Below are 24,648 nucleotides of genomic sequence, written 5' to 3' on the forward strand. Positions count from 1 at the left end.
GGTCGGCATATTCATGTGTTCCAGATCCTCGGCGGCACGGCCGCGCGCCCCAGCAGGGCCGGGCGTAACAGCCGCCACAGCTCGATCAGCCAGGCACGGGCATGCAGGGCCTCGCCGGCCAGGCAGCGTGCCATCAGCAGGCCAGGCAACTGGGTCAGGTCACCGCGTACTCGCGAGGGGACTGAACGGCAGCGTTCGAGCAATTCGCTGTCGATCTCGCCGGTCACCAACAAGGTGGCGAAGACCGGCTGGCCGTCGAGGCCGATGGGGGAATCGAGCAGGCTATCACCGCCCTGGATGCGTTGGCGTTCGTGCCAGAGCAAGCGGCCGTCGCGGCGGATGTCCAGCTGCGACTGGAAATGCCCGAGGTCGAAACGCTCGCCACTGGCGGGGCGCCCGAGGGCGACCATGTCCCAGTAAAACAGCCGGGCATCGCCTTCAAGGTCGATGCCGGTGCGCAGTTCGGCCTGGGCGGCGCTGAACACGATGGTTTCCTGGGGCAGCCATTCCAGGGTCGCCCCGGCGGCGACCTGCAGGTCCAGGGTCTGGTAGGCCGGCCCGGCGGCGCGATACCACTTGGCGGCGCCGGGGCTGGTCAGCTGCGCCCAGGCATCGGTTTCGACGCGGGCGCTGATGGTCAGGCGGTCGCCGCCGGCAATCCCGCCCGGCGGGTGGACGATAATGTGCTGGCAGACGTTCGGGCCTTCGGCGTACAGGTGCTTCTGCACCCGCAACGGGCCCAGGTGGCGCCGGGTGACCGGGCGCGTGCAATCGCCGAAGCGGGCGTAGCCGAGTTCCAGCTCGGCGTGCCAGCTGGGGGTGAACAGGGCGTGAGTAGCAGGTGAATTCATGGTTTCTAATTATCGTCAGGACGTTACAGGTTAGATCGTAACCAGTCCGCGCACACCTTCGGCTTCCATATTTTCTCCGCGGCCTTGCTGGACAATCTCGCCCCGGGACATCACCAGGTACTGATCGGCCAGCTCGGCGGCGAAATCGTAGAACTGCTCCACCAGCAGGATCGCCATGTCGCCGCGGGCGGCGAGTTTCTTGATCACCGCGCCGATCTCCTTGATCACCGAGGGTTGGATGCCTTCGGTGGGTTCGTCGAGGATCAGCAATCGCGGACGGCTGGCCAGGGCCCTTCCGATAGCAAGCTGCTGCTGCTGGCCGCCGGAAAGGTCACCACCGCGGCGTTGCTTCATTTGCAGCAGGACCGGGAACAATTCGTAGATAAACGCGGGGACTTCCTTGGCTTCTGAGCCTGGAAACCGCGACAGGCCCATCAGCAGGTTTTCTTCCACGCTCAGGCGGCCGAAGATTTCCCGGCCCTGGGGCACGTAGGCGATGCCGGCGTGGACCCGCTGGTGCGGCTTGAGGTTCGTGATGGCCTTGCCCTCCCATTGCACGGCGCCGTCCTTGGCTGGCAGCAGGCCCATCAGGCACTTGAGCAGGGTGGTCTTGCCCACCCCGTTGCGGCCCAGCAGGCAGGTGACTTCGCCGACTTTCACGTCAAAGGACAGGCCCCGCAGGATGTGGCTGCCGCCGTAGTATTGGTGCAGTTTGTCGACTTGCAGCATGGTCAGGCTCTCATCAACTGTCGCAAATTCTGATTGGGGTGGATGCATGGGCTGTCTCACCTATTAACCTGTGGGAGCCGTGCTTGTGTGGGCGCGGAGCTTGTCGGATCGCCGCACCGCCGCGAAGGGGCCCTTGAGGCCGCTAAAAGCTTCGCGGGCAAGCACCGCTCCCACACAAGCACCGCTCCCACACAAGCAGCGCTCCCACACAAGCACCATTCCCCACGCAAGCACCGTTCCTACAGGGGGAATCGGTACAGCTATCGCCCCAGGTAGACCTCGATCACCCGCTCGTTTTCCTGCACCTGCTCCAGCGACCCCTCGGCCAGTACGCTGCCCTGGTGCAGCACGGTGACATGGTCGGCAATCGCCCCGACAAAGCCCATGTCGTGCTCCACCACCATCAGCGAATGCTTGCCGGCCAGGCTCTTGAACAGCTCGGCGGTGAACTCGGTCTCGGCATCGGTCATGCCCGCCACCGGTTCGTCGAGCAGCAACAGTTGCGGGTCCTGCACCAGCAGCATGCCGATCTCCAGGAACTGCTTCTGGCCGTGGGACAGCAAGCCGGCCGGGCGATTGACCGAGCCGCTCAAGCGGATGGTTTCCAGGACCCGGGCAATCCCGTCCTTCTGCTCGCCGCTCAAGCGCGCCCGCAGGCTGGCCCATACCGACTTGTCGGTCTTCTGTGCCAGCTCCAGATTCTCGAACACCGTCAGCGCCTCGAACACCGTCGGCTTCTGGAACTTGCGGCCGATCCCGGCCTGGGCGATCTGCACTTCGCTCATCGCTGACAGGTCCAGGGTTTCGCCGAACCAGGCCTGGCCGTGGCTGGGGCGGGTCTTGCCGGTGATGACGTCCATCAGGGTGGTCTTGCCCGCGCCATTGGGGCCGATGATGCAGCGCAGTTCGCCGACGCCGATGTACAGGTTCAGGTTGTTCAGGGCCTTGAAACCGTCGAAGCTGACGCTGATGTCTTCCAGGGTCAGGAGGGTGCCGTGGCGGGTGTCGAGTCCGTCGCTCCTGGCCTGGCCGAGACCGATGGCGTCGCGGCTGCTGCCAGCGTCTTTGTTTGGTTCAAGGATCGGTTCGAGCATGAACTCGGCGGTCGCAGTGACTCTCATTGTTCGCCCCTTTTCTTCAGCAACCCGATAACGCCCTTGGGCAGGTACAGGGTCACGCCGATAAACAGCGCGCCGAGGAAGAACAGCCAGTATTCGGGAAAAGCCACGGTGAACCAGCTCTTCATGCCGTTGACCATGCCCGCGCCGAGCAACGGGCCGATCAGGCTGCCGCGCCCGCCCAGGGCCACCCAGACGGCGGCCTCGATGGAGTTGGTCGGCGACATTTCGCTGGGGTTGATGATCCCCACCTGCGGCACATACAACGCCCCGGCGAGGCCGCACAACACCGCGCTCAAGACCCAGACGAAGAGCTTGAAGCCACGGGGGTCGTAGCCGCAGAACATCAGCCGGTTTTCCGCGTCGCGCAGCGCTGTCAGTACCCGGCCGAACTTGCTCCGGGCCAGGCGCCAGGCGCTGTAGAGGCTGGCGACCAGCAAGACCACAGTGGCGAAGAACAGCACCGCGCGGGTGCCCGGTTCGGTGATGCCGAAACCGAGGATGCTGCGGAAGTTGGTGAAGCCGTTATTGCCGCCGAAGCCGGTCTCGTTGCGGAAGAACAGCAGCATCCCGGCGAAAGTCAGGGCCTGGGTCATGATCGAGAAGTACACGCCCTTGATCCGCGAGCGGAAGGCGAAGAAACCGAACACCAGCGCCAGCAGGCCCGGCGCCAGGACCACCAGGCACAGGGCCCAGAGGAAGTGGCTGGTGCCGGTCCAGTACCAGGGCAGTTCGGTCCAGGACAGGAAGGTCATGAACGCCGGCAGTTCGTCGCCGGAGGCCTGGCGCATCAGGTACATGCCCATGGCATAGCCGCCGAGGGCGAAGAACAGGCCGTGGCCGAGGGACAGCAGGCCGGCGTAGCCCCAGACCAGGTCCAGGGCCAGGGCGACGATGGCGTAGCAGAGTATCTTGCCCACCAGGGTCAGGCTGTAGGCCGAGACGTGGAACAGGTTCTCCGGCGGCAGCAGCGACAGCAGCGGCAAGGCCAGCAGCAGCGCCAGCACGATCGCGCCGACGGCTATCGTCAGGCCGGGCCCGGCTTTTTGGGTCGCAGTGAGCATCAGCGGCTGGTTCATCAGTCGATCACCCGTCCTTTCAGTGCGAAGAGTCCTTGCGGGCGTTTCTGGATAAACAGAATGATCAGCGCGAGGATCAGGATCTTGCCCAGTACCGCGCCGATCTGCGGTTCGAGAATCTTGTTGGCGATACCCAGGCCGAAGGCGGCCATGACGCTGCCGGCCAACTGGCCGACCCCGCCGAGCACCACCACCAGGAAGGAGTCGATGATGTAGCTCTGGCCCAGGTCCGGACCGACATTGCCGATCTGGCTCAGGGCGACCCCGCCCAGACCGGCGATGCCCGAGCCGAGGCCGAAGGCGAGCATGTCCACCCGTCCGGTGGGCACGCCGCAGCAGGCGGCCATGTTGCGGTTCTGGGTGACGGCCCGCACGTTCAGGCCCAGGCGGGTCTTGTTCAGCAGCAGCCAGGTGAGGACCACGACGAACAGCGCGAAGGCGATGATCACCAGGCGGTTGTAGGGCAGGACCAGGTTGGGCAGCACCTGGATGCCGCCGGAGAGCCAGGCCGGGTTGGCCACCTCGACGTTCTGCGCGCCGAACAGTAAACGGACCAGTTGGATCAGCATCAGGCTGATGCCCCAGGTGGCGAGCAGGGTTTCCAGTGGGCGCCCGTAGAGGTGGCGGATGATCGTGCGTTCCAGGGCCATGCCGATCCCGGCGGTGACGAAGAACGCCACCGGCAGGGCCACCAACGGATAGAACTCGATGGCCTGGGGCAGGAAGCGCTGGAACAGCAACTGCACGACATAGGTGGCGTAGGCGCCGAGCATGAGCATTTCGCCGTGGGCCATGTTGATCACCCCGAGCAGGCCGAAGGTGATCGCCAGGCCCAGGGCCGCCAGCAACAGGATCGAACCCAGGGACAGGCCGCTGAAGGCCTGGCCAAGCCATTCGCCGATCATCAGCTTGCGGTTGACCTGCGCCAGGCTGGTTTCGGCGGCGGTATGCACTGCGGCGTCAGCTTCGACCCCGGGCTGCAGCAGGCCTTCGAGGCGGGTGCGGGCCAGCGGGTCGCCGCTGTCACCGAGCAGGCGCACGGCGGCCAGGCGCACGGCCGGGTCGCTGTCGACCAACTGCAGATTGGCCAGGGCCAGGCTCAGGGCCGCGTGGACTTCGGTGTTGGTTTCGCCGGCCAGTTGCCGGTCGAGGAATTTCAGTTGCGCCGGCTTGGCGCTTTTTTGCAGTTGCCGGGCGGCGGCCAGGCGGACCCTGGCATCGGCGGCGAGCAGTTGCTGGGCGGCGACGGCGGTGTCGATCAGGCCGCGCAGACGGTTGTTCAGGCGCAAGGTCTTGGTTTCGCCGTTGAGCGTCAATTGGCCGCTTTGCAGGGCGTTGATCAGCTCGATGCGTGCCGGCTCCGGGTGCGCGGCCCAGGTTTCCAGCAGGGCGGCCTGTTGGTTGGAGTCGGCGGCGACGAAGTCTGCGGCGTCGCCGGCATGGGCGGCCATCGGCAGCAGCAGTGCCAGGGCGAGGAGAAAACGGTATAGGGCAGTGGGCATATCAATGGCCTGGCACATGGAAAAAACGAACTTCAAGCGATCGTGCTTGTGTGGGGGCAGAGGTTATGTGGGAGCGGAGCTTGTCGGATCGCCGCACCGCCGCGAGGGGGGCCTTGAGGCCGCTAAAAGCTTCGCGGGCAAGCTCCGCTCCCACACAAGCACCACCCCCACATAACCTCTGCGCCCACACAAGCACCGCTGTTTCCCTATCGGGCTTCAGGCTTGGGGTCAGCCCCTCACTCAGTTGCTCTTCACCGCATAATCCGGCTTCTTGTCGTTACCCGGGATAAACGGGCTCCACGGCTGGGCACGGATCGGCCCCTTGGTCTGCCAGACCACGTTGAACTGACCGTCGGCCTGGATCTCGCCGATCATCACCGGTTTGTGCAGGTGATGGTTGGTCGGGTCCATGGTCAGGGTGTAGCCCGATGGCGCGGCGAAGGTCTGGCCGGCCAGGGCTGCACGGACCTTGTCGACGTCGGTGGACTTGGCTTTCTCCGCCGCCTGGGCCCACATGTGGATGCCGACATAGGTGGCTTCCATCGGGTCGTTGGTCACGGCCTTGTCGGCACCCGGGAGGTTTTTCTTCTTGGCGTAGGCTTTCCAGTCGGCGACGAATTTCTTGTTCACCGGGTTATCCACCGACTCGAAGTAGTTCCACGCCGCCAGGTTGCCCACCAGCGGCTTGGTGTCGATGCCGCGCAGTTCTTCTTCGCCCACGGAGAAGGCCACCACCGGTACGTCGGTGGCTTTCAGGCCCTGGTTGGCCAGCTCCTTGTAGAACGGCACATTGGAGTCGCCGTTGACGGTGGAGATCACCGCGGTCTTGCCGCCGGCGGAGAATTTCTTGATGTTGGCGACGATGGTCTGGTAATCGGCATGGCCGAACGGGGTGTAGACCTCTTCGATATCCTTGTCCGCGACCCCCTTGGAGTGCAGGAACGAGCGCAGGATCTTGTTGGTGGTGCGTGGGTAGACGTAGTCGGTGCCGAGCAGGAAGAAGCGCTTGGCCGCGCCGCCGTCTTCGCTCATCAGGTATTCCACCGCCGGGATCGCCTGCTGGTTCGGCGCGGCACCGGTGTAGAACACGTTCGGCGACATTTCTTCGCCTTCATACTGCACCGGGTAGAACAGCAGACCGTTGAGTTCCTCGAACACCGGCAGCACCGATTTGCGCGACACCGAAGTCCAGCAACCGAACACCACGGCGACCTTGTCCTGGGTCAGCAGTTGACGGCTTTTCTCGGCGAACAACGGCCAGTTGGAAGCCGGGTCGACCACCACCGGTTCGAGCATCTTGCCGTTGACCCCGCCCTTGGCGTTGATCTCATCGATGGTCATCAGCGCCATGTCTTTGAGCGAGGTCTCGGAGATTGCCATGGTGCCGGACAGCGAGTGCAGGATGCCGACCTTGATGGTCTCGGCAGCCTGGACGGTCCAGGTCATGCCCATGGCGGCAATGGATGCCGTCAATGTGAAAGCCTTGATCAGACTACGACGCTTCATTGGTGCGATCTCCAGATGTTCAAAGTTTTTTTGGTTGGCAGATGCAGACACTGAAGGGGCTTTTGCAAAGGGTGTGCCTAGTCGGGGAAAGGCAAGAAACAGTCGTGTTTGAAAGGCGCTGGTCTGAACAGTCGCACCAAGCGGGGGCGACATGGGCGTTGCGGTGCGCGGGGAGTGCCAGATTGGTGCTGTACCGTCTTCGCGAGCGGCTCTGCTCCCACGGATTCCGAGTCGTTCACAAAACAATGGATCGACACTAAACACTGTGGGAGCGGAGCTTGCCCGCGAAGAGGGGCGTGAGAACGCTAGAAGCTTCGCGGGCAAGCACCGCACCCACACAAGCCCGCACCCACACAAGCACTGCTCCCACACAAGCCCGCACCCATACAAGCACCGCTCCCATACTTCAGCGGCGGCGCATCAGTCCGATAAAAAACAACCCGCCGATGGCTGCCGTAGCCACGCCGATGGGCAGGTCTTCCGGGGCGATCAAGGTGCGCGCGGCGACATCGACCCAGACCAGGAACAGGCTTCCCAACAGCGCCGACACCGGCAGCAGGCGCCGATGTTCCGCGCCCACCAGGTAGCGGGCGATATGCGGCACCATCAGGCCGACGAAGCCGATGGAGCCGCTGATGGAGACCAGTACGCCGGTCATCAGCGAGGCGATCAGGAACACCTTCAGGCGCACATTGCGCGCATTCAGGCCGAGGGTCACGGCGGTCTGTTCGCCGGCCATCAGGGCGTTCAACGGCCGGGCCATGCTCACCAGCAACACCAGCCCCAGCAGCACGCTCGCCGCCGGTATCGGCAGCAGTTCCCAACGCGCCAGGCCGAGGCCGCCGAGCATCCAGAACAGCACTGCGGAGCTGGCCCGGTGGTCGCCGAGAAACAGCAGCAGGTTGGCCAGCGCCATCATCACGAAGGACACCGCGACCCCGCACAGCAGTAGCCGGTCACTGTCCAGCCGACCGTTGCGACTGGCGATGGCCAGCACCGCCAGCATGCTGCCCAGGGCGCCGATAAACGCGGCGATGGGCAAGGTCAGCAGGCCGGCGATTTCGCCCACATGCAGGACCACGATCACCGCGCCCAGGGTCGCCCCGGAGGTCACGCCGAGCAGGTGCGGGTCGGCCAGGGGATTGCGTGTGACCGCCTGCAGGACCGCGCCGATCAATGCCAGTCCGGCGCCCACCAGCGCGCCGAGGAGCATGCGTGGCACCCGGATCAGCCAGACGATATGCTCCTGTCCGGCGCTCCAGTTCACCTCGCCCAGGCCCAGGGCCTTGTAGCAGAGAATCCGCCAGACCACTTCCACCGGCACCCGGGCCGGACCGAAGCCCAGGGAGAGGACGCAGGACAGCAGCAACAGGGTGCCGAGGGCGGCCAGCAATGAGCCATAGCGGCGGTTCATCATTGTGGGTGGAAGGCCTTGGCGAGGGTTTCGATGGCCTTGACGTTATCGATGCCTGGCGTCGCCTCGACATACGGAATCACCACGAAGCGCTTGTTGCGGATAGCGTCCACCGACTGCAATGCCGGGTTGCTTTCGAGGAAGCGCTGTTTCTGTTCGGCGGTGACTTCGCTGTAGTCGACGATGACGATCACCTGGGGATTGTTCTCCACCACGCTTTCCCAGTTGACCCGCGTCCAGCTGGCATCGACGTCGTCCAGGATGTTGCGCCCGCCCGCGGCCTCGATCAGCGCCTGGGGCATGGCCAGGCGTCCGGCGGTCATGGCGCGGTCTTCGCCGCTGTCATAGAGGAACACCCGTGGACGTTCGGCCGGCAGGGTTTTGCGCACGGCGGCCAGCCGTGCCTGCATCTCGCCGATCAGGCTATTGGCGCGGTCCTGCACATCGAAGATCCGGCCCAGGTTGCGCAGGTCGTTGTAGGTGTCGTCGAGGCTGGCGCCCGGGCGTTTCATCACGAAGGCGCAGGACTCGGTCAACTCGTAGACGTTGATGCCCAGGGGCTTCAGCGTCGCCGGGGTGAGGGCTCCGCCGACCGTCATGCCGTAGTCCCAGCCGGCGAAGAAGAAGTCGACGTTGGCATTGAGCAGGGTTTCCACCGACGGGTACTTGGTCGCGAGCTCCGGCAGGCCGTCGAGGATCTTCGCCATGTCCGGGGTGACCGCTTTCCAGCCGCTGATCCCGCTGTAGCCGGCCATGCGTGGCTTGAGGCCGAGGGCGAGCATCATCTGGGTCATATTGATGTCATGGCTGACGGCGTGCCTGGGCGCCTCCTTGAAGGTCACCTCGCGGTTGCAACTGCGGACCGTCAACGGGTAGTGCGTCGACTCGGCCAGGGCGGCCATGGAGGTGAACAGTGAACCGAGGCAAAGCGCCAGGTGCGGTAGCTTCATGGTTGGGTAATCCAGGTGATTCGCGGGTAGCCGGAGAGTGGGTGGGTATCGATCAGCGCCTCGACGCCGAAGACTTCGCGCAGCAGTTCGGCGGTCAGGACTTCGGCGGGTGTGCCGTTGGCGACGATGCGCCCGTGCTGGAGCACATACAGCCGGTCGCAGAACGCCGCAGCCAGGTTGAGGTCGTGGATACTGGCCAGGGTGCCGATCTTCAATTGCCTGAGCAGGCGCAACAGCTCCAGCTGGAAGCGCGGGTCGAGGTGGTTGGTCGGTTCGTCGAGGATCAGCAGTTGCGGTTGCTGGGCCAGGGCGCGGGCGAGGATCACGCGTTGCTTTTCGCCGCCGGAAAGGGTGGCGAAGGCGTGGTCCTCGAAGCCCTGCATGCCCACCGATTCGAGGGACTGGCGGACCAGTTGGCGGTCGGACCCGGTGTCGCCGTCGAAGAGTTTCTTGTGCGGGGTGCGACCCATGGCGACCACTTCGTCAACGGTCAGGCCAAAGGCATCGGGGAATTCCTGAAGCACCACGGCGATGCGCTGGGCGCACCAGCGGGGCGATTGTTTCCAGACGTTCTGCTGTTCGAGCAGGGCCTCGCCGTGTTCCGGCCGGCTGAAGCGATAGGCGCAACGCAGCAGGCTGGTCTTGCCGCTGCCATTGGGGCCGATCAGGCCGACGAACTCTCCGGCGGCCACCCGCAGATTGGCATCGCGCAGCTGGAACTGGTGTTGGCTGCGGTCATGGCCGGGAGGCGTCCAGGCGAGATCGGTTAGGGTCAGCGAGGTCATTCGTTACTCATGGTCGGGGAATGTACGCGGAGCTTTTTGCAGGTGCTGGCTTGTCGGCGATGGCGGCAGGAAGACCGATGCAAGGCTCAAGGGCCTCATCGCCGGCAAGCCGGCTCCTGCAGGTTTCGCGGTGCACATTGTTATACTGTAACAATGTGCGTTTGCAATAGTTTCGCATTAAAAGTCTACAGATTCCCCGGTGTCGTGCCTCTCAACCTTTTCAGGTTGAAGATGAAGCGGACTCGGGTTGGCCCTTGAGGCGTGACAGCAGCGCCCAATCCAGCAGCCAGACGACGATCAGCGAGACCCCGACCAGGGGGAACAGGATCGCCAGGGCGAACATGATCACCAGGGCGGTTTTCCAGCGGGGCAGGTCGTGGCGCAGCGGTGGTGCGCCGAGACCGCCTTGCGGGCGGCGTTTCCACCACATGACCACGCCGCTGACGGCACTGAGCAGGATCATCAGGCACACCAGCAGCATGACCAACTGGTTGGGCATCCCGAACAGCTTGCCTTCATGGAGCATCACGCCCATCTCCGTGGCCCGGGCGACATTGCCATAATGCTGCCAGCGCACATCGGCCAGGACCGTGCCGCTGTACTGGTCGACATGCAGGGTGGCGTCGTTGCGCGGGTCGTCGGCGAACACGGCAATGGTGAACACGCCTTCGGCGGTGGTCGGCAGGGTGATGCTGTAGCCGGGTTCGACCTGGCGCGCGCTGGCGATGTCCACCAACTGTTGCAGGCTGATGCCCGGTGCCGCCGGGTCGCTTGAGGGGGTGCTGTGATTCATGTGTTCGGCATGGTCACCGGACATCGGCAGCGGCGTGTTTTCCAGGGCCCAGGGCACGGTCTGGCGAGTCACCTCGTTGAGGCTGCGGGCCTTGAGGTCGGACTTGGGCATGTTGTTCCACATGGCATCGGGAAACTGGTTCCAGACCTCGGCGTACTGCTTGCCCCAGACCCCGGTCCAGGTCATGCCGCTGAGCAGCATGAACAGCAGCAACCCGGCGCCCCAGAAACCGCTGACGGCATGCAGGTCGCGCCAGACGATGCGTCCGCGCTGGTTCAGGCGCGGCCAGAACACGCCGGCGCTGGAACGGCCCCGCGGCCACCAGAGATAGAGGCCGGAGACCACCAGCATCACGCCCCAGCCGGCGGCCAGTTCCACCAGGCGGTCGCCGAGCGTGCCGATCATCAGTTCGCCGTGCAGGGCCCGGGCGACGGCTTGCAGGTTGAGCTTGGCATCCTGCTCGCCGAGGACGTTGCCGCGATAGGGGTCGACGAACACGTTGAGCTCGCGACCGTCGCGCACCAGCACGAACTGTGCACTGCGTTCGGCGTTGATCGGTGGCAGGTACTGCTTGATCCGCGCTTGTGGATAGGCCATCTCGATGCGGCGCATTTGCTCGTCGGCATTGAGGCGGTGATGACCGGCCTGGACCGTCATCAGGTCGCGGTACAGCAGCGGGTCGAGTTGCGGCTTGAACAGGTAGATGATCCCGGTCAGGGCCAGCAGGACCATGAACGGCGCGACAAACAGACCGGCATAGAAATGCCAGCGCCAGGCCAGGTTGTAAAAGGAGATTTTAGGTTGGCTCATCAGGAGCGCTCCGCAAAGTATTGGTCATTGGATATACGGTGACAGTGCGGCGAGCGGGCTTGTCGTAATGTTGTCCAGTTAAAAACGATCTTAAGTCTGGCCGAGATTTGTGGTGAGCGGGCTTGCCCGCTCGCCACAAGTCCGCGTTCGACTTCAAATTGCCTTAACTGAATGGCGTCCCGACAAGCCCGTTCGCCACCATTGCGCTTAGAAACTCATGTCCACCTTGGTCCAGAACGTGCGCCCCGGTTCGTTGATGGCCCGCGGGTCATTGGCCGGGTAGCCGAAGCCGGCGTTGCCCGCCAGGTTCAGGTGTTCGGCGTAGGCCTTGTCGAACAGGTTGTCGACGCCGCTGCTGAGCTTCACGTGGCTGTTGACCCGATAGGCCGCGTTGAGGGAGAACACGCCGAAGCCGGCACTTCTGGAAAAGTCCCTGCCGACCACATTGCCTTCGTTCCGGTCGATGCGGTTCTGTCGCGCGACCACCCGCCAGAGGCCCCCGGCACTCCAGTTGTCCTGGCTGTAGGTCAGGCCCAGGCGGCTGTCCAGCGGCGGCATCTGCGGCAGTGCCTTGCCATCGCTGGTGTTCTTGCCCCAGGCGTAGGCCAGGCTGGCATCGGCTTTCCAGTTGGAGGTCAAGCGGTAGGCCGCGCCGAGTTCGCCACCCATGATCCGCGCGTCGACATTGCGCGCCTGAGAGGTCGTGCCCATCATTCCCGGCTGGTAGTTGAACAGGATGAAGTCGCGCACCTGGCCGACATAACCCGAGGCCCAGGCTTCCAGGTCTTCGGTCTTGTACTGCAGGCCGATATCCAGCTGGGTGGTCTTTTCCGGCTTGATGGCATCGAAGGCATTGAGCGAGCCGCTCGGGCCCAGGTCGGGGGAGAACAGTTCCCAGTAGTCGGGGAAACGTTCGGCGTGACCCAGGCCGGCGTACAGCGTGGTTGGGGTTTCGGCCAGGTCATGTTCGTAGCGCATGAAACCGCTGGGCAGGCTCTCGGCGCGGGTCTGGCCGGCGGTCGGGTTGGGCTGGGCGCTCATCCCGGAACCGATGCGCTGGCGAAAGTCCTTGGCCGAGGCCCGGTCCAGCCGGGCGCCGCTGATCAGGCGGTCGCGCTCGGCGGCGTACCAGGTCAGCTCGCCGAAGAGGCCGTAGTTGTGAAACTCGGCATCCCGGTTGCGCGGCAGGCTCTCGTAGGTGTCGATGCCCATGCTGCTGCGCTGGCGGTGTTCGTCGGTCTGCCCGTCGAGGCCGCCGATCAGTTGCCAGTCGGCCCAGCGCCAGGTGGCCTTGAGCCGCGCGCCGAGGCTGCGGCGGTCGACATTGGAGGCCATGGGCCCGGCCATCATCCCGGTGCCGGAGGGCTGGCGCAGGCTGTAGTTGTCCATCACGTGGTCGGCGTAGTTGTAGTAGACCTGGGCCTCGAGCTTGTCGAGCACTTCGCCAAGGTTCGACCTTTCAAAACGCAGGCCGAGGCTTTCGCGCTTGAACTGCGAACCGTCCATGCTGCGCCCGGCGTAACGGGCTTCGCCGTCGCCCTTGCCGGCAGTCAGTTCCAACAGGGTGTCGGGATCCGGCGTCCAACCCAGGGCGACGTCGCCATTCCACTTGTCGTAGCGCGAGGGCACGCTGTCACCGTTGCCATCCTTGTAGTCGCCGGCGCGGGCCTGGTTGCCGATCACCCGGGCATAGCCCCGCGGGCCGCCGGCGGCGGCATCGACCACCTTGTCGAAACGCCCGTTGGAGCCGGCCAGCACACTGGCATTGACCCGCGTGCCGAGTTCGCCGAAGTGTTCCGGCTCACGGTCGAAGAGAATCGTGCCGGCGGAGGCGCCCGGCCCCCAGAGCACGGTTTGCGGCCCCTTGATCACCGTCAACTTGTCGTAGGTTTCCGGGGCGATGTAGGAGGTCGGTGCGTCCATCCGGCCGGGGCAGGCGCCGAGCATCTGGCCGCCATTGGTGAGGATATTCAGCCGCGAGCCGAACATGCCACGCAGCACCGGGTCGCCATTGGTACCGCCGTTGCGTACCAGGGCAAAGCCGGGGATGGTCTTGAGGTAGTCGCCGCCGTCACTGGCGGGGACCGGCTGGCGCGGATCCTTGGGGTCGGTGATCACCGTCAGCGGCGAGCTCGGGGCGATGGCGGTAATGACTGTCGGGGCGATTTCCCGAGCGGTATCGTCCGGCGAGTCGGCGGCGAAGACGGCAGGGGCGAGCAAGGCGCCGCACATCAGCGCGGTGCCCTGGCGCAGACGAGCACGGGCCTCGTTCAGGGCGAACAGGGAAGACGCCCGGGCAGCGCGCGGGCGAGTGTTTGCAGTGGACATAAGCGTTCCATCATTCAAGCGAATACAACACGGCCGCCGCCCCGGAACTGTGGGTTACAGTCCAGGCGGGCCGGGTGAGAAGGTGGTGTGTCGTGGCTTAATGGAACGCGGGCGGGGCGCGGGTGCGGGCACCGGGGAAGGTGGTTTGCCGGGCGTGGCCCAGGCAGGTCTGGGGGGCGCCCGTGATTGTCGGCCTGGGGCCGTCAAGGGCGGCGAAGCCCGGGGTCTGCGGCAGGGCCGGGCAACTGAACAGCAGGGTGCAATAGCCGCATTTTTCCCATAGCGCGTGGTGCTCGGCGCTGGGGGCGTGATGCTCGTCGGCACCTGGTGCCATGACGATGCCTGCCTGCCCAGGCATCTCCATCGACATGTCCATGCTCATCGACATGGGCATGCGGTGATCCATCGGCATCGCCTGGGAAATCAGCGGTCCGATAAAGATCATCAGCATGGCGAACAGGCTCAGCCAGCTGCCGCGTATTTGCGCGCGGGAGCGGGGTGACCTGAAGCGTGCGGTGCGCATGGCGCTCAAGGGCGTTGTCGGTTATTGAGCGTGCGCGTGGTCCATATGGCTCATCTCATCCGTCCCGGCCGGCGGCTGTTTCTGCACCGACACCTCGACGGTCACCGCGCCGGCCTTTGCAAAGTGCAGGGTCAGCGGGAAGTGCTTGCCATCCTGCAACAGGCTGCGGTCCTTGAGGTCCAGCAACATCACATGATAGGCCATGGGCGCGAATCTCACTTCGCCGCCGGCGGGCACGTCGACGCTGGCGACCTGCTGCATTTTCATCAGGTCGAGCTGCATCACATGTTCATGCAGTTCGGCCTTGCCGGCGATGGGACTGTCGACGCCGGTCAGGCGGTCGGCCGTGGTGCCCGGGTTGTGAATCACGAAATAGGCCGCCACCGTCGGCGCGTTGGATGGCAGTTCCTGGGACCAGGGATGGCTGATTTTCAGCTCGCCGACCTTGAATTCATCAGCATTGGCAAAGCAGGCGGGCAGCAGCAGGGCGGCCAGCAACAGGGCATTCTTGAACATGGTGGTTCTCCATAACGATTCATGACGCACACGGACTGCGGGTGTGAGTCAGGCTAGCGGAGAAGCCCTGGGGTTGAGCGAGGGCCATTGCTGGCGCGGGGTGGGTGGGGCGATATCGGTGGCGTGCCGTGCCCGAAGGGTTTCGCTCTGCACCAGCGGCAGTTGGGCAATATGGCCGGGCAACGCCAGCAGTGACGCGTGGCCGGCGCAGCACCAGCAGTGCTGCATGTTGGAATGGTCGTCGTTCTGCGGAGCTTGCTGTTCCAGCTTGCCGAGGTCGATGGCCACCAGCCGGGTGCCACTGGCCGAGCAGAAACTGCCCCACAGCAGTTGCTCCGGGATCGAGTTTTCCGAGGCCTGCGCCATGGCTCCGGACATCGGCATGGCGAGCAGATTGAACAGCACTGCGAAGCAGGCGATCCAGGCAATTGCTAGCCGTTGTCGGGACATGGAAGGATTTCCGTGAGGGTTTTCAAACAGATGGGTTATTTAGCCTGAACGTCCTTCATAAGTAAAAGCGCGAGCTGCGGTGAAAGGTCGCAAGCTTGTGTAGGGCTTGTCGGTGATTCTTGTGCACAAGCGTAGCAGGATGCCGTCACTGCGCCGGAACGGCATGGACCTCGATCTTCACGCCCAGGGTGGCGGCTTCATCCAGCAATGCCTGGGCGAACGCCGGGTCGCGCTGCGCCCGCTCGGCGATGGTCTGTTTGACACTGCGAGTAAGGGCCATGAGGTTTGTCGACATTGATCATTGTGTTTTAAAGGTAACGTTTAGGTTGCTGTTGTGGCAGGTACTTTGCCAACGCCGCGAGTGTTTCACCTAGCGTCTGGAACTCCCGCTCCACCGCTGGCAATGCCGGTCGCTGGAGAATCAGCACCGGTATTCCGAGTTCCCGAGCCACCTGTAGCTTGGGTTCGGTTGCGCTGCTGCCGCTGTTCTTGCTGATCAGCACGTCGATGGCACGGCGCTCGAACAGGGCGCGCTCGTCTTCCAGCAGGAAGGGCCCGCGTGCACCGATGACTTCGCAGCGGGCATTGCCCGGATAAGTATCCAGGGCGCGCAGGGTCCAGAATTGCCCGGCGGGAATTTCTTCCAGATGTTGCAGGGGCTCGCGGCCGAGGGTGAACAGCGGGCGCTGGAAGGGTTTGAGGGCTTCGACCAGGTCGGCCCAGTCGGCAATTTCGCGCCAGTCGTCGCCAGGTTCCGCAACCCAGGCCGGGCGTCGTAGCGCCCAGCAGGGGATACCGCTCAGGCGGGCGGCCGTGGCGGCGTTGCCGCTGATTTGCGCGGCATAGGGGTGGGTGGCGTCCAGCAGCAGGTTGATGCCCTGATCCTTGATGAATTGCGCCAGACCCTCGGCGCCACCGTAACCGCCGACCCGGACCTGGCACTGCAAGTCCGTGGGGACCCGGCCGACACCCGCCAGGCTGTAGATATGCTTGGGGCCCAAGGTCCGGGCAATCGCCAGTGCTTCGGTGACGCCACCGAGCAGCAACAGGCGTTTCATGACAGCCCTCCGGCATGACCGACGACACCGCCCTGGCGGTCGATGGCGAAGACTTCCACCTGGACCTGTCTGGGGACCACGCCGCGGGCGAAGTCGCGGGCTCGCCGACAGACCGCGTCACCCAGGGCGATGCCCGCCGCGCTGGCCATGGCCAGCGCCTGCTGGCTGGTATTGGCCTGGATAATCGCGTCCTGCAAGGCCTGGTCGGCGCCAACCTCGGCGGCCCATTCGGCCAGTTGCGCCAGGTCGATGCTCGAATGCCGGCTGTGCAGGTCCATGTGCCCGGCCGCCAACTTGCTGATCTTGCCGAAGCCGCCGCACAGGCTCAGTTTGTCCACCGGAACCTTGCGCAGGTGCTTGAGCACCGCGCCGACGAAGTCGCCCATTTCGATCAGGGCGATTTCCGGCAGGTCGTAGACGCGGCGCATGGTGTCCTCGCTGGCGTTGCCGGTGCAGGCGGCGATATGCAGGTAGCCGTTGCTCTTGGCGACGTCGATGCCCTGCTGGATCGAGGCGATATAGGCCGCGCAGGAAAACGGCCGGACGATGCCGCTGGTGCCAAGGATCGACAGCCCGCCGAGAATGCCCAGGCGTGGGTTCATGGTTTTCAGCGCCAGGGCTTCGCCGTCGCGGACATTGACGGTGACCGCGAAGCCGCCGGTGTGGTCCAGTTCGGCGGCCAGTTGCAGCAGATGGTCAGTGATCATCCGGCGTGGCACCGGGTTGATCGCCGGCTCGCCGACGGCCAGGACCAGGCCGGGGCGGGTGACGGTGCCGACGCCTTTCCCCGCATGAAAGCTTACGCCGGGTTTGGCGGTCAACCGCACTTGCGTGTAGAGCAGGGCGCCGTGGGTGACATCCGGATCGTCGCCGGCATCCTTGATAGTGCCGGCCTCGGCGCCGTCGTCATGACGGCGACAGAATTCCAGGCGCATGTCCACGCGCTTGCCCTTGGGCAGGGTGATCTGCACCGCATCGCAGCTGATGCCGCTGAGCAGCAGGCGCGCCGCCGCCAGGGCGGTGGCGGTGGCGCAACTGCCGGTGGTCAGGCCACTGCGCAGGGGCGCGGGTTGTTCGGCGGTTTCATCACGCATGACCTATCACCTGCGGGGCCGGGCTGCCCGGTGTCGAGGGCCTTGGGGCTTGTGGCGAGAGTGGCGACGCCATCGCCAGCAAGCCGGCTCTTACAGAGGTGTGGTGTGTGTTCGGGCTGTTCACGGTTTGACCACGTCGAGCAGGGTGATCGGCAAGGCCTGGCGCCAGGTGTCGAAATCCCCCAGCGGTTGGGCCTGGGCGATATGGATGCGCGTCAGTTCGCCGCCATGGGCCTGGCGCCAGTTCATCAACAGCATTTCGCTTTGCAGGGTCACGGCATTCGCCACCAGCCGGCCTCCCGGCTTGAGTCGGGCCCAGCAACTGTCCAGCACCCCGGGACGGGTGACGCCGCCGCCGATAAAAATCGCGTCCGCTGGCTCCAGCCCTTGCAGAGCTTCAGGCGCACTGCCGCGGATCAATTGCAGGCCCGGCACGCCGAGGCTGTCGCGGTTGCGTTCGATCAACTGTTGGCGCCCGGCATCGGCCTCGATGGCAATAGCCCGGCAACTGGGGTGCGCACGCATCCATTCGATGCCAATCGAACCGCTGCCCGCGCCGACATCCCACAACAGTTCGCCCGGCACCGGGGCGAGGCGGGCGAGGGTGATGGCACGGACATCGCGTTTGGTCAGCTGTCCATCATGCTCGAAGGCACTGTCCGGCAGCCCGCCGATGCGCGACAGGCGCGGCGTGCCTGGCGCGGCCAGGCATTCGATGGCGACCAGGTTCAGGTCGGCGATCGGCGGGTCGCTCCAGTCGTCGGCCAACCCGTCGATCCGCCGTTCCGCCGGGCCGCCGAGGTGTTCCAGCACGCTGATCCGACTCGGACCGAAACCCCGTTCACGCAGCAGCGCGGCAATCGCAGCGGGACTCAGGCCGTCATTGCTCAGCAGCAGCAGGCGCATGCCGCTGTGCAGGTGCGCATTGACGGCGGCCAGCGGACGGGCGACCACCGAGAGCGTCACCACATCCTGCAAGGCCCAACCCATGCGGGCGGCGGCCAGCGAGCAGGAGGAGGGCGCGGGCAAGACCTGTATTTCCTCGGCGGCGACCCGGCGCGCCAGGCTGGCGCCGACACCGAACAACATCGGGTCGCCGCTGGCCAGCACACAAGTCGGCTGACCCTGCAGCGCCAGCACCGATTCCAGGGAGAACGGGCTCGGCCAGTTCAGGCGCTCGGCACGGATCCCGGCCGGCAGCAGGTCAAGCTGACGCTGGCCGCCGAATATCCGCGAAGCCGTCGACAGGGCCGCTCGGGCCTGCTCGCCGAGGCCACTGAAGCCGTCTTCACCGATCCCCACGATTGTCAGCCAAGGCACCATCTGAAATCCTCAAAACACAGCGGTTCCGACAGGCAGGCTTTTCATGCCATCGGACAAAGCAGGCATAATACCGCGCCTGCGAGGGCGAAATGCTCTTCAATAGCAGCCTATACCTTTCCTTTACTGCCGGTCGCCCCTTGAACCAACGTCCGCCCGTCACCGCTATTCGTCCCTCGGCCTGCCCGGGATTGCTGCGTATCGTCCCGGCGCTGGACGGCGGTATCTGCCGGATCAAGCTGGCCGGCGGGGTGATCGGCAGCGCCCAGGCCCAGGCCGTGGCCCGGGCGGCTGAACGCTATGCCGGTGGGGTGATCGAGGCGACCAACCGGGCCAACCTGCAGATTCGCGGTATCGGTGATCAACAGGCCGCGCTGATCGACGAATTGCTGGACGCAGGCCTCGGGCCGACCACGCCGGCGGGCGACGACGTGCGCAACCTGATGCTCAGCCCGAGCGCGGGTATCGACCGTCAGTTGTTGATCGACACGCGGCCTCTGGCTGAACAGATCCTGGCGACCTTGCAGACTCATCCGCGTTTTCATGAACTGTCGGCCAAGTTCGCGCTGCAACTGGACGGCGGCGAAGCCCTGGCGATGCTGGAGCATCCCCACGACCTGTGGCTGTCGGCGTTGCTGCTGGACGATCAGCCGTACCTGGCGTTCGGCCTGGCCGGCTGTCCGGCCAACGACCTGGCGCTGGCCGCCGTGCCCCTGGCCGAAGGGCATGGGCTGGTGCTGGCGGTGCTGGAGCTGTTCCTTGATCTGGCTCGTCCCGAGCAGACGCGCATGCGTCATCTGCTGGCTGAAATCACACCCGCCGAGTTTCTCGCGCAGTTGACCCCGCGCCTCGGTTTTGAGCCTGTGACGGTGCCGTCCTGGCATCGAGCCGCGGCCCCCGGCCTGCTGCATATCGGCACTTATCCACAGCGCCAGCCAGGACGTGTTTGCATTGGCGCGGTGGCGCCCCTGGGCCGGCTCGACACGGCGATGCTCGACGGCGTGGCCCGGCTGGCCAGTGAATATGGCGATGCCAGCCTGCGTCTGACGCCCTGGCAGAGCCTGTTGCTGCCCAATATCCGGGCCGAAGACGCGGCCGCCGTGACCACGCGGCTGCAAGACCTCGGGTTGTTATGCGACGCGGCTGACGCCCTGGCGCAACTGATCGCCTGCACCGGCTCGGCAGGTTGCGGCAAAGGCCTGGCCGAGACCAAGGCCGACGCCCGCACGCTGGCGCTACACCTGCAAGATCAGCCCCGGGGCGTGCACCTGTCCGGTTGCGCACGTTCCTGCGCGGCGGCCCATGTCGCGCCGGTTACCTTGCTGGCAGTTGCGCCCGGCCATTACGACCTCTATTTCCGCGATGCCGCGCACCCGGGCTTCGGCCGGTTGCACGCCCGCCACCTTACTATTGATGCGGCGGGCGCCCTGCTGGCAGCCCGCTCACGGAGCAACACCGATGATTGATTACATCCGCGACGGTCAGGAGATCTATCGCAACTCCTTCGCGATCATTCGCGCGGAAGCCAACCTGGCACGGATTCCCGAGGATCTGGAGAAGCTCGCCGTACGGGTGATCCACGCCTGCGGCATGGTCGACGCCATTGACGGCCTGCAATTCTCCCCGGGCGCCGGCAAGGCCGGGCGCGAGGCCCTGGCGGCCGGCGCGGCGATTCTCTGCGATGCGCGGATGGTCAGCGAAGGCGTGACCCGTGCGCGCCTGCCGGCCGACAACCCGGTAATCTGCACCCTGCGCGACGAGCGCGTGCCCGAGTTGGCCCAAGCGCTGGGCAATACCCGCTCGGCGGCGGCGCTGGAACTGTGGCGGCCATATCTGGAAGGCAGCGTGGTGGTGATCGGCAACGCGCCGACGGCGCTGTTCTACTTGCTGGAAATGCTCGATGCCGGCGCGCCGAAGCCAGCGTTGATCCTCGGTTTCCCAGTGGGCTTTGTCGGCGCCGCCGAATCCAAGGCGATGCTCGCGGCCGACAGCCGGGGCGTGCCGTTCGTGATCATGCAGGGCCGGCTCGGTGGCAGCGCCATGGCTGCCGCGGCGGTGAATGCCCTCGCTACGGAGATTGAATGATGCAGCAGCCTGGACGTCTGATCGGCCTCGGCGTGGGCCCCGGTGACCCGGAACTGATTACGCTCAAGGCCTTGCGCCTGCTGCGTGAGTCGCCGGTGGTGGCGTACTTCGTCGCCAAGGGCAAGAAAGGCAACGCGTTCGGCATTATCGAGGCGCATTTGCAGGAGGCCCAGGGCCTGTTGCCGCTGGTCTATCCGGTGACCACCGAGGCGTTGCCGGCGCCCTTGTCCTATGAACAGGTGATCAGCGATTTCTACGACGCCGCCAGCCTGGAGGTGGCCGCGCACCTCGATGCCGGCCGCGATGTGGCAGTGATCTGCGAAGGTGACCCGTTCTTTTACGGCTCCTACATGTACCTGCACGACCGCCTGGCCGAGCGTTATGAGACCGAAGTAATTCCTGGCGTGTGCTCGATGCTCGGTGGTGCCTCGGTGCTCGGAGTGCCGTTGGTGTACCGCAACCAGAGCCTGTCGGTATTGTCCGGCGTGCTGCCCCATGACGAACTCAAACGCCGCCTGGCCGATGCCGATGCGGCGGTGATCATGAAACTGGGGCGCAACTTTCCCAAGGTTCGTCAGGTGCTGGAAGAGTTGGGCCTGGCCGACCGCGCCCTGTATGTGGAGCGGGCGACCATGGTCAACCAGAAGATCGTCCCGCTCTATGAGGTCGAGCCGATGTCTTCGCCGTACTTCTCGCTGATCATCGTGCCCGGCGAACGGTGGCAGGGATGAGTCGCACACAACCGGCCATTGTCATTCTCGGCAATGGCAGTCTGGCGACGGCCCGGCGGCTGCAACGGATTTATCCGGATGCGCTGGTCTACGGCCTGGCGGAGCGGGTCGACGGTGCGGATCGGCTGTATCACGAGTTTGGCGCGACCCTGCGCCAGCTCTATCAGCAGGACACGCCGATCATTGCCCTGTGCGCCGCCGGTATCGTGATCCGCACGCTGGCCTCGGTGCTGCTGGAGAAAGGTGCCGAGCCGCCGGTGCTGGCCGTGGCCGAAGACGGCAGCACCGTGGTGCCGCTGTTGGGCGGGCTGGGCGGGGTGAATGTCATGGCCCGGGAAATGGCCGCCGGCCTCGGTGTCGCGGCCGCCATCACCACCAGCGGCGAGCTGCGTTTCGGTACCTGCCTGCTGAACCCGCCGAGCGGTTACGCCCTCGGTGACCTGGAACTGGGCAAGCGCTTTGTCTCGGACCTGCTGGCCGGCGAAAGCGTGCGTATCGAAGGCGCGGCGCCCTGGTTAACGCAGGCGCATTTACCGGAGGATCGCCAGGCGCGCCTGTCGATTCATATCGGCAGTGCCGAGCGTGCGCCGGCGGCCAATGAATTGCTGATTTATCCGCGCAGCGTGCTGGTGGCGGTCACGGCTCGTGTGCCGGAACTGGTCAACGCGGTTCGCGACGCTCTGCACGGTGCGGGCATCGCCCGGCAGTCGCTGGCCTGCCTATTGGCCGCGGACAGTGAGATGGCCAGTCCCGTGCTGCGTGAAGCGGCTGTCGAGTTGGGCGTGCCGTTGCGTTTTGTTGCCTCGTCCGGCTCTGTCGTTGATATGGCGCAACAGGCGATATTGCAGCTGCTGCCGCCGATCTCTGTCGGCGAGGGCCTGGCGATCGCGGTCGCCAGCCAGCCGTTGGAGCCGGAGCGTATCGGTCGTCCTCGCGGTCGCCTGGCGGTGATCGGCCTCGGCCCCGGTGCCGCCGAACTGATGGTGCCGGCGGTGAAGGCCGAGTTGGCGCAAGCCAACGACGTGCTGGGCTATGAAACCTACGTGCGCATGGCGGGGCCGTTCCGCGCCGATCAGGTGCTGCATTGCACCGACAACCGTGAAGAGATGCAGCGCGCCCGACACGCCTTTGAACTGGCGGCCGTGGGGCGTTCGGTGGTGGTCGTGTCGTCCGGCGATCCGGGGGTATTCGCCATGGCGGCGGCGGTGCTCGAAGCCCTGCACGAGTCGACTGACCCGAGCTGGCACAGCGTCGACCTGGAAATCCTGCCGGGAGTGTCCGCCTCGCTGGCGACGGCGGCCCAGGCCGGTGCGCCGTTGGGGCATGATTTTTGTGTGATGTCGCTCTCGGACAACCTCAAGCCCTGGAGCATCATCGAGAAGCGCCTCGACCTGGCGGCCCAGGCCGACCTGGCCCTGGCTTTCTACAACCCGATCTCGCGTTCCCGTCCCTGGCAGTTGGGCCGGGCCCTGGAGATTGTCGCCGAGCATCGCACGGCACAGACGCCGGTGGTACTGGGGCGGGATATCGGCCGGCCGGGACAGACCTTGCGGGTGACCAGCCTGGGTGAACTGACGCCGGACCAGGTGGACATGCGCACGATGGTTATCATCGGCTCGTCCACCACCTGTACTTTCCCCCGTGCCGAGGGCGGCGAGTGGGTCTACACCCCGCGCTGGTACGGTGAAAAGCCCTGTTCTTGAGAGGCTGCGGCCTCATGAGGAGCGGCCTCTATAATTCTCTATAATCGTCTGTAATTGGCTACGAAACGGCTTCTCTATAATCATCTATAATTGACTATAATTGACTATAAAGGAGCCTGCCATGCCCTCCCATCAACCGTTTTTCCATCGTGCAAGCCAGGCCCAGGCGTACACCAAAAACATCCTGAGCACGGCTATCGGCAGTGCTGCCAGCTCCGGTCTGTTTTTCGCGGCACCGCGTCGAACCGGCAAGTCCACCTTCATGCGTGAAGACTTGCGCCCGGCGCTTGAGGCGGCTGGGACCCTGGTGGTGTACGCCGACCTCTGGGAAAACATGTCGGCCGATCCGGGGACCGTCATCCTGAGTGCCATTCGTAGCGAACTGGCAAAAAACGAAGGGGTTATCCAGCGCTTGGCCAAGGGCGCCGGAATGGACAAGCTCAAGGTTGGCGGGCTGTCGTTCGATCTTGATCGTATCGGCCTGGGCAAGGATATTTCCTTGAGCGCCGCATTGGCGGCACTCTCGGATGAGACGCGCAAGATGATTGTGCTGATCATCGATGAAGCTCAGCACGCGATCACCACCGAGGCGGGAGTGGCGACGATGTTTGCCCTCAAGGCCGCCCGCGACGAGCTCAACAGCAGCCGGCACTTTGGTTTGCGCGTGGTCTGTACCGGGTCCAACAGTGACAAGTTGGCGATGCTGCGCAACAGCAAGGACCAGGCATTCTTCGGCGCGCCGCTGATCAAGTTCCCGCCATTGGGCGCCGATTACATTGAGTGGTTCTGTGCCAATGTGGCTTTGCCCTTCTCTCTGGAGCCCAGGTCGGTTCTCGAATTGTTCCGGCAGGCCTCAAGCCGTCCCGAGGTGCTCGCGGCGGCGGCGGGAGTTTTACAGTACGAGTTCGACCTGACCGATGAGAATGGTCCTGCGCGCTTTGCCGAGGAAGTGCTCATTCAAGCGCGGGGCATGAACCAGGAGTTGATGCGTGTGGTGCACAGCCTCACCCCTATTCAATCCGCGGTGCTGCGGGTGATGGCCGCTGCGGGAGCGGCCTACGCCCCTTTCGAGAGCCAGACCATGGTGCTTTACGGTATTGCACTGCGGGCTGCCGGCATTGCTGCCGATGTGGCGAAAGCCGATATCCCGGGGGTGCAACAGGCGCTCGTGGCATTGCAGGATAAGAAGCTGGTATGGCGGGCGGCACGGGGGGTCTACGCCGTCGAGGAGCAAAGCGTCGTCGCCGCGCTGGAGGAGGAGGGGTTGCTCCAGGGACTCAAGAGCGACCGCACTGAGTCCTGA

The 24,648-nt window shown here is 64.9% G+C and carries 22 protein-coding genes and 1 pseudogene; 5 read left to right on the top strand and 18 right to left on the bottom strand.

The window, feature by feature from the left end:
* Positions 1–11: 11 nt before the first annotated feature.
* The 18 genes and pseudogenes from M5B99_RS13455 to cbiE all read right to left on the bottom strand — a co-directional run bounded on the left by M5B99_RS13455 (position 12) and on the right by cbiE (position 18,829).
* Complete coding sequence (locus tag M5B99_RS13455; RefSeq protein ID WP_248804479.1) at positions 12–851, bottom strand: urease accessory protein UreD; 840 nt, start codon at positions 849–851, stop codon at positions 12–14.
* 30 nt (positions 852–881) lie between these two features.
* The gene (gene urtE, locus M5B99_RS13460; RefSeq protein WP_248804480.1) at positions 882–1,580 is read right to left on the bottom strand and encodes an urea ABC transporter ATP-binding subunit UrtE; all 699 of its coding nucleotides are present in this window, start codon (positions 1,578–1,580) and stop codon (positions 882–884) included.
* 260 nt (positions 1,581–1,840) lie between these two features.
* Positions 1,841–2,701 (bottom strand): urea ABC transporter ATP-binding protein UrtD, encoded by an 861-nt coding sequence (urtD, locus tag M5B99_RS13465; protein ID WP_248804481.1) that lies wholly within the window; start codon positions 2,699–2,701, stop codon positions 1,841–1,843.
* Positions 2,698–3,777: an urea ABC transporter permease subunit UrtC gene (urtC, locus tag M5B99_RS13470; protein WP_248804482.1), complete on the bottom strand. Its 1,080-nt coding sequence runs from the start codon at positions 3,775–3,777 to the stop codon at positions 2,698–2,700. Before urtC ends, urtD begins: the two co-directional genes overlap by 4 nt.
* Complete coding sequence (gene urtB / locus M5B99_RS13475) at positions 3,777–5,279, bottom strand: urea ABC transporter permease subunit UrtB (protein WP_248804483.1); 1,503 nt, start codon at positions 5,277–5,279, stop codon at positions 3,777–3,779. Before urtB ends, urtC begins: the two co-directional genes overlap by 1 nt.
* A 240-nt stretch (positions 5,280–5,519) precedes the next feature.
* The gene (gene urtA, locus M5B99_RS13480; RefSeq protein WP_152741566.1) at positions 5,520–6,785 is read right to left on the bottom strand and encodes an urea ABC transporter substrate-binding protein; all 1,266 of its coding nucleotides are present in this window, start codon (positions 6,783–6,785) and stop codon (positions 5,520–5,522) included.
* Between the two features lie 406 nt (positions 6,786–7,191).
* Positions 7,192–8,202, bottom strand: coding sequence for a FecCD family ABC transporter permease (locus M5B99_RS13485; RefSeq protein WP_248804484.1), 1,011 nt, complete (start codon positions 8,200–8,202; stop codon positions 7,192–7,194).
* Positions 8,199–9,149: an ABC transporter substrate-binding protein gene (locus tag M5B99_RS13490; RefSeq protein ID WP_248804485.1), complete on the bottom strand. Its 951-nt coding sequence runs from the start codon at positions 9,147–9,149 to the stop codon at positions 8,199–8,201. The genes M5B99_RS13485 and M5B99_RS13490 overlap by 4 nt, the downstream gene beginning before the upstream one ends.
* Positions 9,146–9,934, bottom strand: coding sequence for an ABC transporter ATP-binding protein (locus M5B99_RS13495; protein WP_248804486.1), 789 nt, complete (start codon positions 9,932–9,934; stop codon positions 9,146–9,148). The genes M5B99_RS13490 and M5B99_RS13495 overlap by 4 nt, the downstream gene beginning before the upstream one ends.
* 220 nt (positions 9,935–10,154) lie before the next feature.
* A complete protein-coding gene (locus M5B99_RS13500) occupies positions 10,155–11,537 on the bottom strand; it encodes a PepSY-associated TM helix domain-containing protein (RefSeq protein ID WP_248804487.1) in 1,383 nt (460 codons plus the stop codon).
* Between the two features lie 207 nt (positions 11,538–11,744).
* On the bottom strand, positions 11,745–13,865 hold the full coding sequence (locus M5B99_RS13505) for a TonB-dependent copper receptor (RefSeq protein ID WP_248804488.1): 2,121 nt from the start codon (positions 13,863–13,865) through the stop codon (positions 11,745–11,747).
* Positions 13,866–13,962: 97 nt separating this feature from the next.
* A complete protein-coding gene (locus M5B99_RS13510; protein WP_248804489.1) occupies positions 13,963–14,388 on the bottom strand; it encodes a DUF2946 domain-containing protein in 426 nt (141 codons plus the stop codon).
* Between the two features lie 21 nt (positions 14,389–14,409).
* The gene (locus tag M5B99_RS13515; RefSeq protein WP_248804490.1) at positions 14,410–14,904 is read right to left on the bottom strand and encodes a copper chaperone PCu(A)C; all 495 of its coding nucleotides are present in this window, start codon (positions 14,902–14,904) and stop codon (positions 14,410–14,412) included.
* 48 nt (positions 14,905–14,952) lie between these two features.
* Complete coding sequence (locus tag M5B99_RS13520; protein ID WP_248804491.1) at positions 14,953–15,354, bottom strand: DUF2946 domain-containing protein; 402 nt, start codon at positions 15,352–15,354, stop codon at positions 14,953–14,955.
* Between the two features lie 184 nt (positions 15,355–15,538).
* Positions 15,539–15,634: pseudogene (locus M5B99_RS13525) on the bottom strand (transcriptional regulator); the annotation flags it as partial.
* A gap of 28 nt (positions 15,635–15,662) precedes the next feature.
* The gene (locus M5B99_RS13530) at positions 15,663–16,412 is read right to left on the bottom strand and encodes a cobalt-precorrin-6A reductase (protein WP_248804492.1); all 750 of its coding nucleotides are present in this window, start codon (positions 16,410–16,412) and stop codon (positions 15,663–15,665) included.
* Complete coding sequence (locus M5B99_RS13535; RefSeq protein ID WP_248804493.1) at positions 16,409–17,506, bottom strand: cobalt-precorrin-5B (C(1))-methyltransferase; 1,098 nt, start codon at positions 17,504–17,506, stop codon at positions 16,409–16,411. Before M5B99_RS13535 ends, M5B99_RS13530 begins: the two co-directional genes overlap by 4 nt.
* 120 nt (positions 17,507–17,626) lie before the next feature.
* Positions 17,627–18,829 (bottom strand): precorrin-6y C5,15-methyltransferase (decarboxylating) subunit CbiE, encoded by a 1,203-nt coding sequence (gene cbiE, locus M5B99_RS13540; protein WP_248804494.1) that lies wholly within the window; start codon positions 18,827–18,829, stop codon positions 17,627–17,629.
* A gap of 137 nt (positions 18,830–18,966) precedes the next feature.
* Between cbiE and cobG the strand changes: the two genes are divergently transcribed.
* From cobG to M5B99_RS13565, 5 genes are all read left to right on the top strand, one after another.
* A complete protein-coding gene (cobG, locus tag M5B99_RS13545; protein ID WP_248804495.1) occupies positions 18,967–20,292 on the top strand; it encodes a precorrin-3B synthase in 1,326 nt (441 codons plus the stop codon).
* Entirely contained in the window at positions 20,285–20,911 is a 627-nt protein-coding gene (locus M5B99_RS13550) for a precorrin-8X methylmutase (RefSeq protein WP_248804496.1), read from the top strand. Before cobG ends, M5B99_RS13550 begins: the two co-directional genes overlap by 8 nt.
* Positions 20,911–21,642, top strand: a complete 732-nt coding sequence (locus tag M5B99_RS13555; protein ID WP_248804555.1) for a precorrin-2 C(20)-methyltransferase — start codon at positions 20,911–20,913, stop codon at positions 21,640–21,642. The genes M5B99_RS13550 and M5B99_RS13555 overlap by 1 nt, the downstream gene beginning before the upstream one ends.
* Entirely contained in the window at positions 21,639–23,345 is a 1,707-nt protein-coding gene (gene cobJ, locus M5B99_RS13560) for a precorrin-3B C(17)-methyltransferase (RefSeq protein ID WP_248804497.1), read from the top strand. Before M5B99_RS13555 ends, cobJ begins: the two co-directional genes overlap by 4 nt.
* 121 nt (positions 23,346–23,466) lie before the next feature.
* Positions 23,467–24,648, top strand: coding sequence for an ATP-binding protein (locus M5B99_RS13565; protein ID WP_248804498.1), 1,182 nt, complete (start codon positions 23,467–23,469; stop codon positions 24,646–24,648).

Origin of the sequence: Pseudomonas sp. MWU13-2100 (assembly GCF_023242365.1) — a bacterium.
Taxonomy (GTDB): domain Bacteria; phylum Pseudomonadota; class Gammaproteobacteria; order Pseudomonadales; family Pseudomonadaceae; genus Aquipseudomonas.

Bases quoted from the DNA above. Each gene is read 5' to 3' on its own strand.
- M5B99_RS13455 (WP_248804479.1), bottom strand. From the start codon at position 851: ATGAATTCACCTGCTACTCACGCCCTGTTCACCCCCAGCTGGCACGCC.
- urtE (WP_248804480.1), bottom strand. From the start codon at position 1,580: ATGCTGCAAGTCGACAAACTGCACCAATACTACGGCGGCAGCCACATC.
- urtD (WP_248804481.1), bottom strand. From the start codon at position 2,701: ATGAGAGTCACTGCGACCGCCGAGTTCATGCTCGAACCGATCCTTGAA.
- urtC (WP_248804482.1), bottom strand. From the start codon at position 3,777: ATGAACCAGCCGCTGATGCTCACTGCGACCCAAAAAGCCGGGCCCGGC.
- urtB (WP_248804483.1), bottom strand. From the start codon at position 5,279: ATGCCCACTGCCCTATACCGTTTTCTCCTCGCCCTGGCACTGCTGCTG.
- urtA (WP_152741566.1), bottom strand. From the start codon at position 6,785: ATGAAGCGTCGTAGTCTGATCAAGGCTTTCACATTGACGGCATCCATT.
- M5B99_RS13485 (WP_248804484.1), bottom strand. From the start codon at position 8,202: ATGATGAACCGCCGCTATGGCTCATTGCTGGCCGCCCTCGGCACCCTG.
- M5B99_RS13490 (WP_248804485.1), bottom strand. From the start codon at position 9,149: ATGAAGCTACCGCACCTGGCGCTTTGCCTCGGTTCACTGTTCACCTCC.
- M5B99_RS13495 (WP_248804486.1), bottom strand. From the start codon at position 9,934: ATGACCTCGCTGACCCTAACCGATCTCGCCTGGACGCCTCCCGGCCAT.
- M5B99_RS13500 (WP_248804487.1), bottom strand. From the start codon at position 11,537: ATGAGCCAACCTAAAATCTCCTTTTACAACCTGGCCTGGCGCTGGCAT.
- M5B99_RS13505 (WP_248804488.1), bottom strand. From the start codon at position 13,865: ATGTCCACTGCAAACACTCGCCCGCGCGCTGCCCGGGCGTCTTCCCTG.
- M5B99_RS13510 (WP_248804489.1), bottom strand. From the start codon at position 14,388: ATGCGCACCGCACGCTTCAGGTCACCCCGCTCCCGCGCGCAAATACGC.
- M5B99_RS13515 (WP_248804490.1), bottom strand. From the start codon at position 14,904: ATGTTCAAGAATGCCCTGTTGCTGGCCGCCCTGCTGCTGCCCGCCTGC.
- M5B99_RS13520 (WP_248804491.1), bottom strand. From the start codon at position 15,354: ATGTCCCGACAACGGCTAGCAATTGCCTGGATCGCCTGCTTCGCAGTG.
- M5B99_RS13530 (WP_248804492.1), bottom strand. From the start codon at position 16,412: ATGAAACGCCTGTTGCTGCTCGGTGGCGTCACCGAAGCACTGGCGATT.
- M5B99_RS13535 (WP_248804493.1), bottom strand. From the start codon at position 17,506: ATGCGTGATGAAACCGCCGAACAACCCGCGCCCCTGCGCAGTGGCCTG.
- cbiE (WP_248804494.1), bottom strand. From the start codon at position 18,829: ATGGTGCCTTGGCTGACAATCGTGGGGATCGGTGAAGACGGCTTCAGT.
- M5B99_RS13550 (WP_248804496.1), top strand. From the start codon at position 20,285: ATGATTGATTACATCCGCGACGGTCAGGAGATCTATCGCAACTCCTTC.
- M5B99_RS13555 (WP_248804555.1), top strand. From the start codon at position 20,911: ATGCAGCAGCCTGGACGTCTGATCGGCCTCGGCGTGGGCCCCGGTGAC.
- cobJ (WP_248804497.1), top strand. From the start codon at position 21,639: ATGAGTCGCACACAACCGGCCATTGTCATTCTCGGCAATGGCAGTCTG.
- M5B99_RS13565 (WP_248804498.1), top strand. From the start codon at position 23,467: ATGCCCTCCCATCAACCGTTTTTCCATCGTGCAAGCCAGGCCCAGGCG.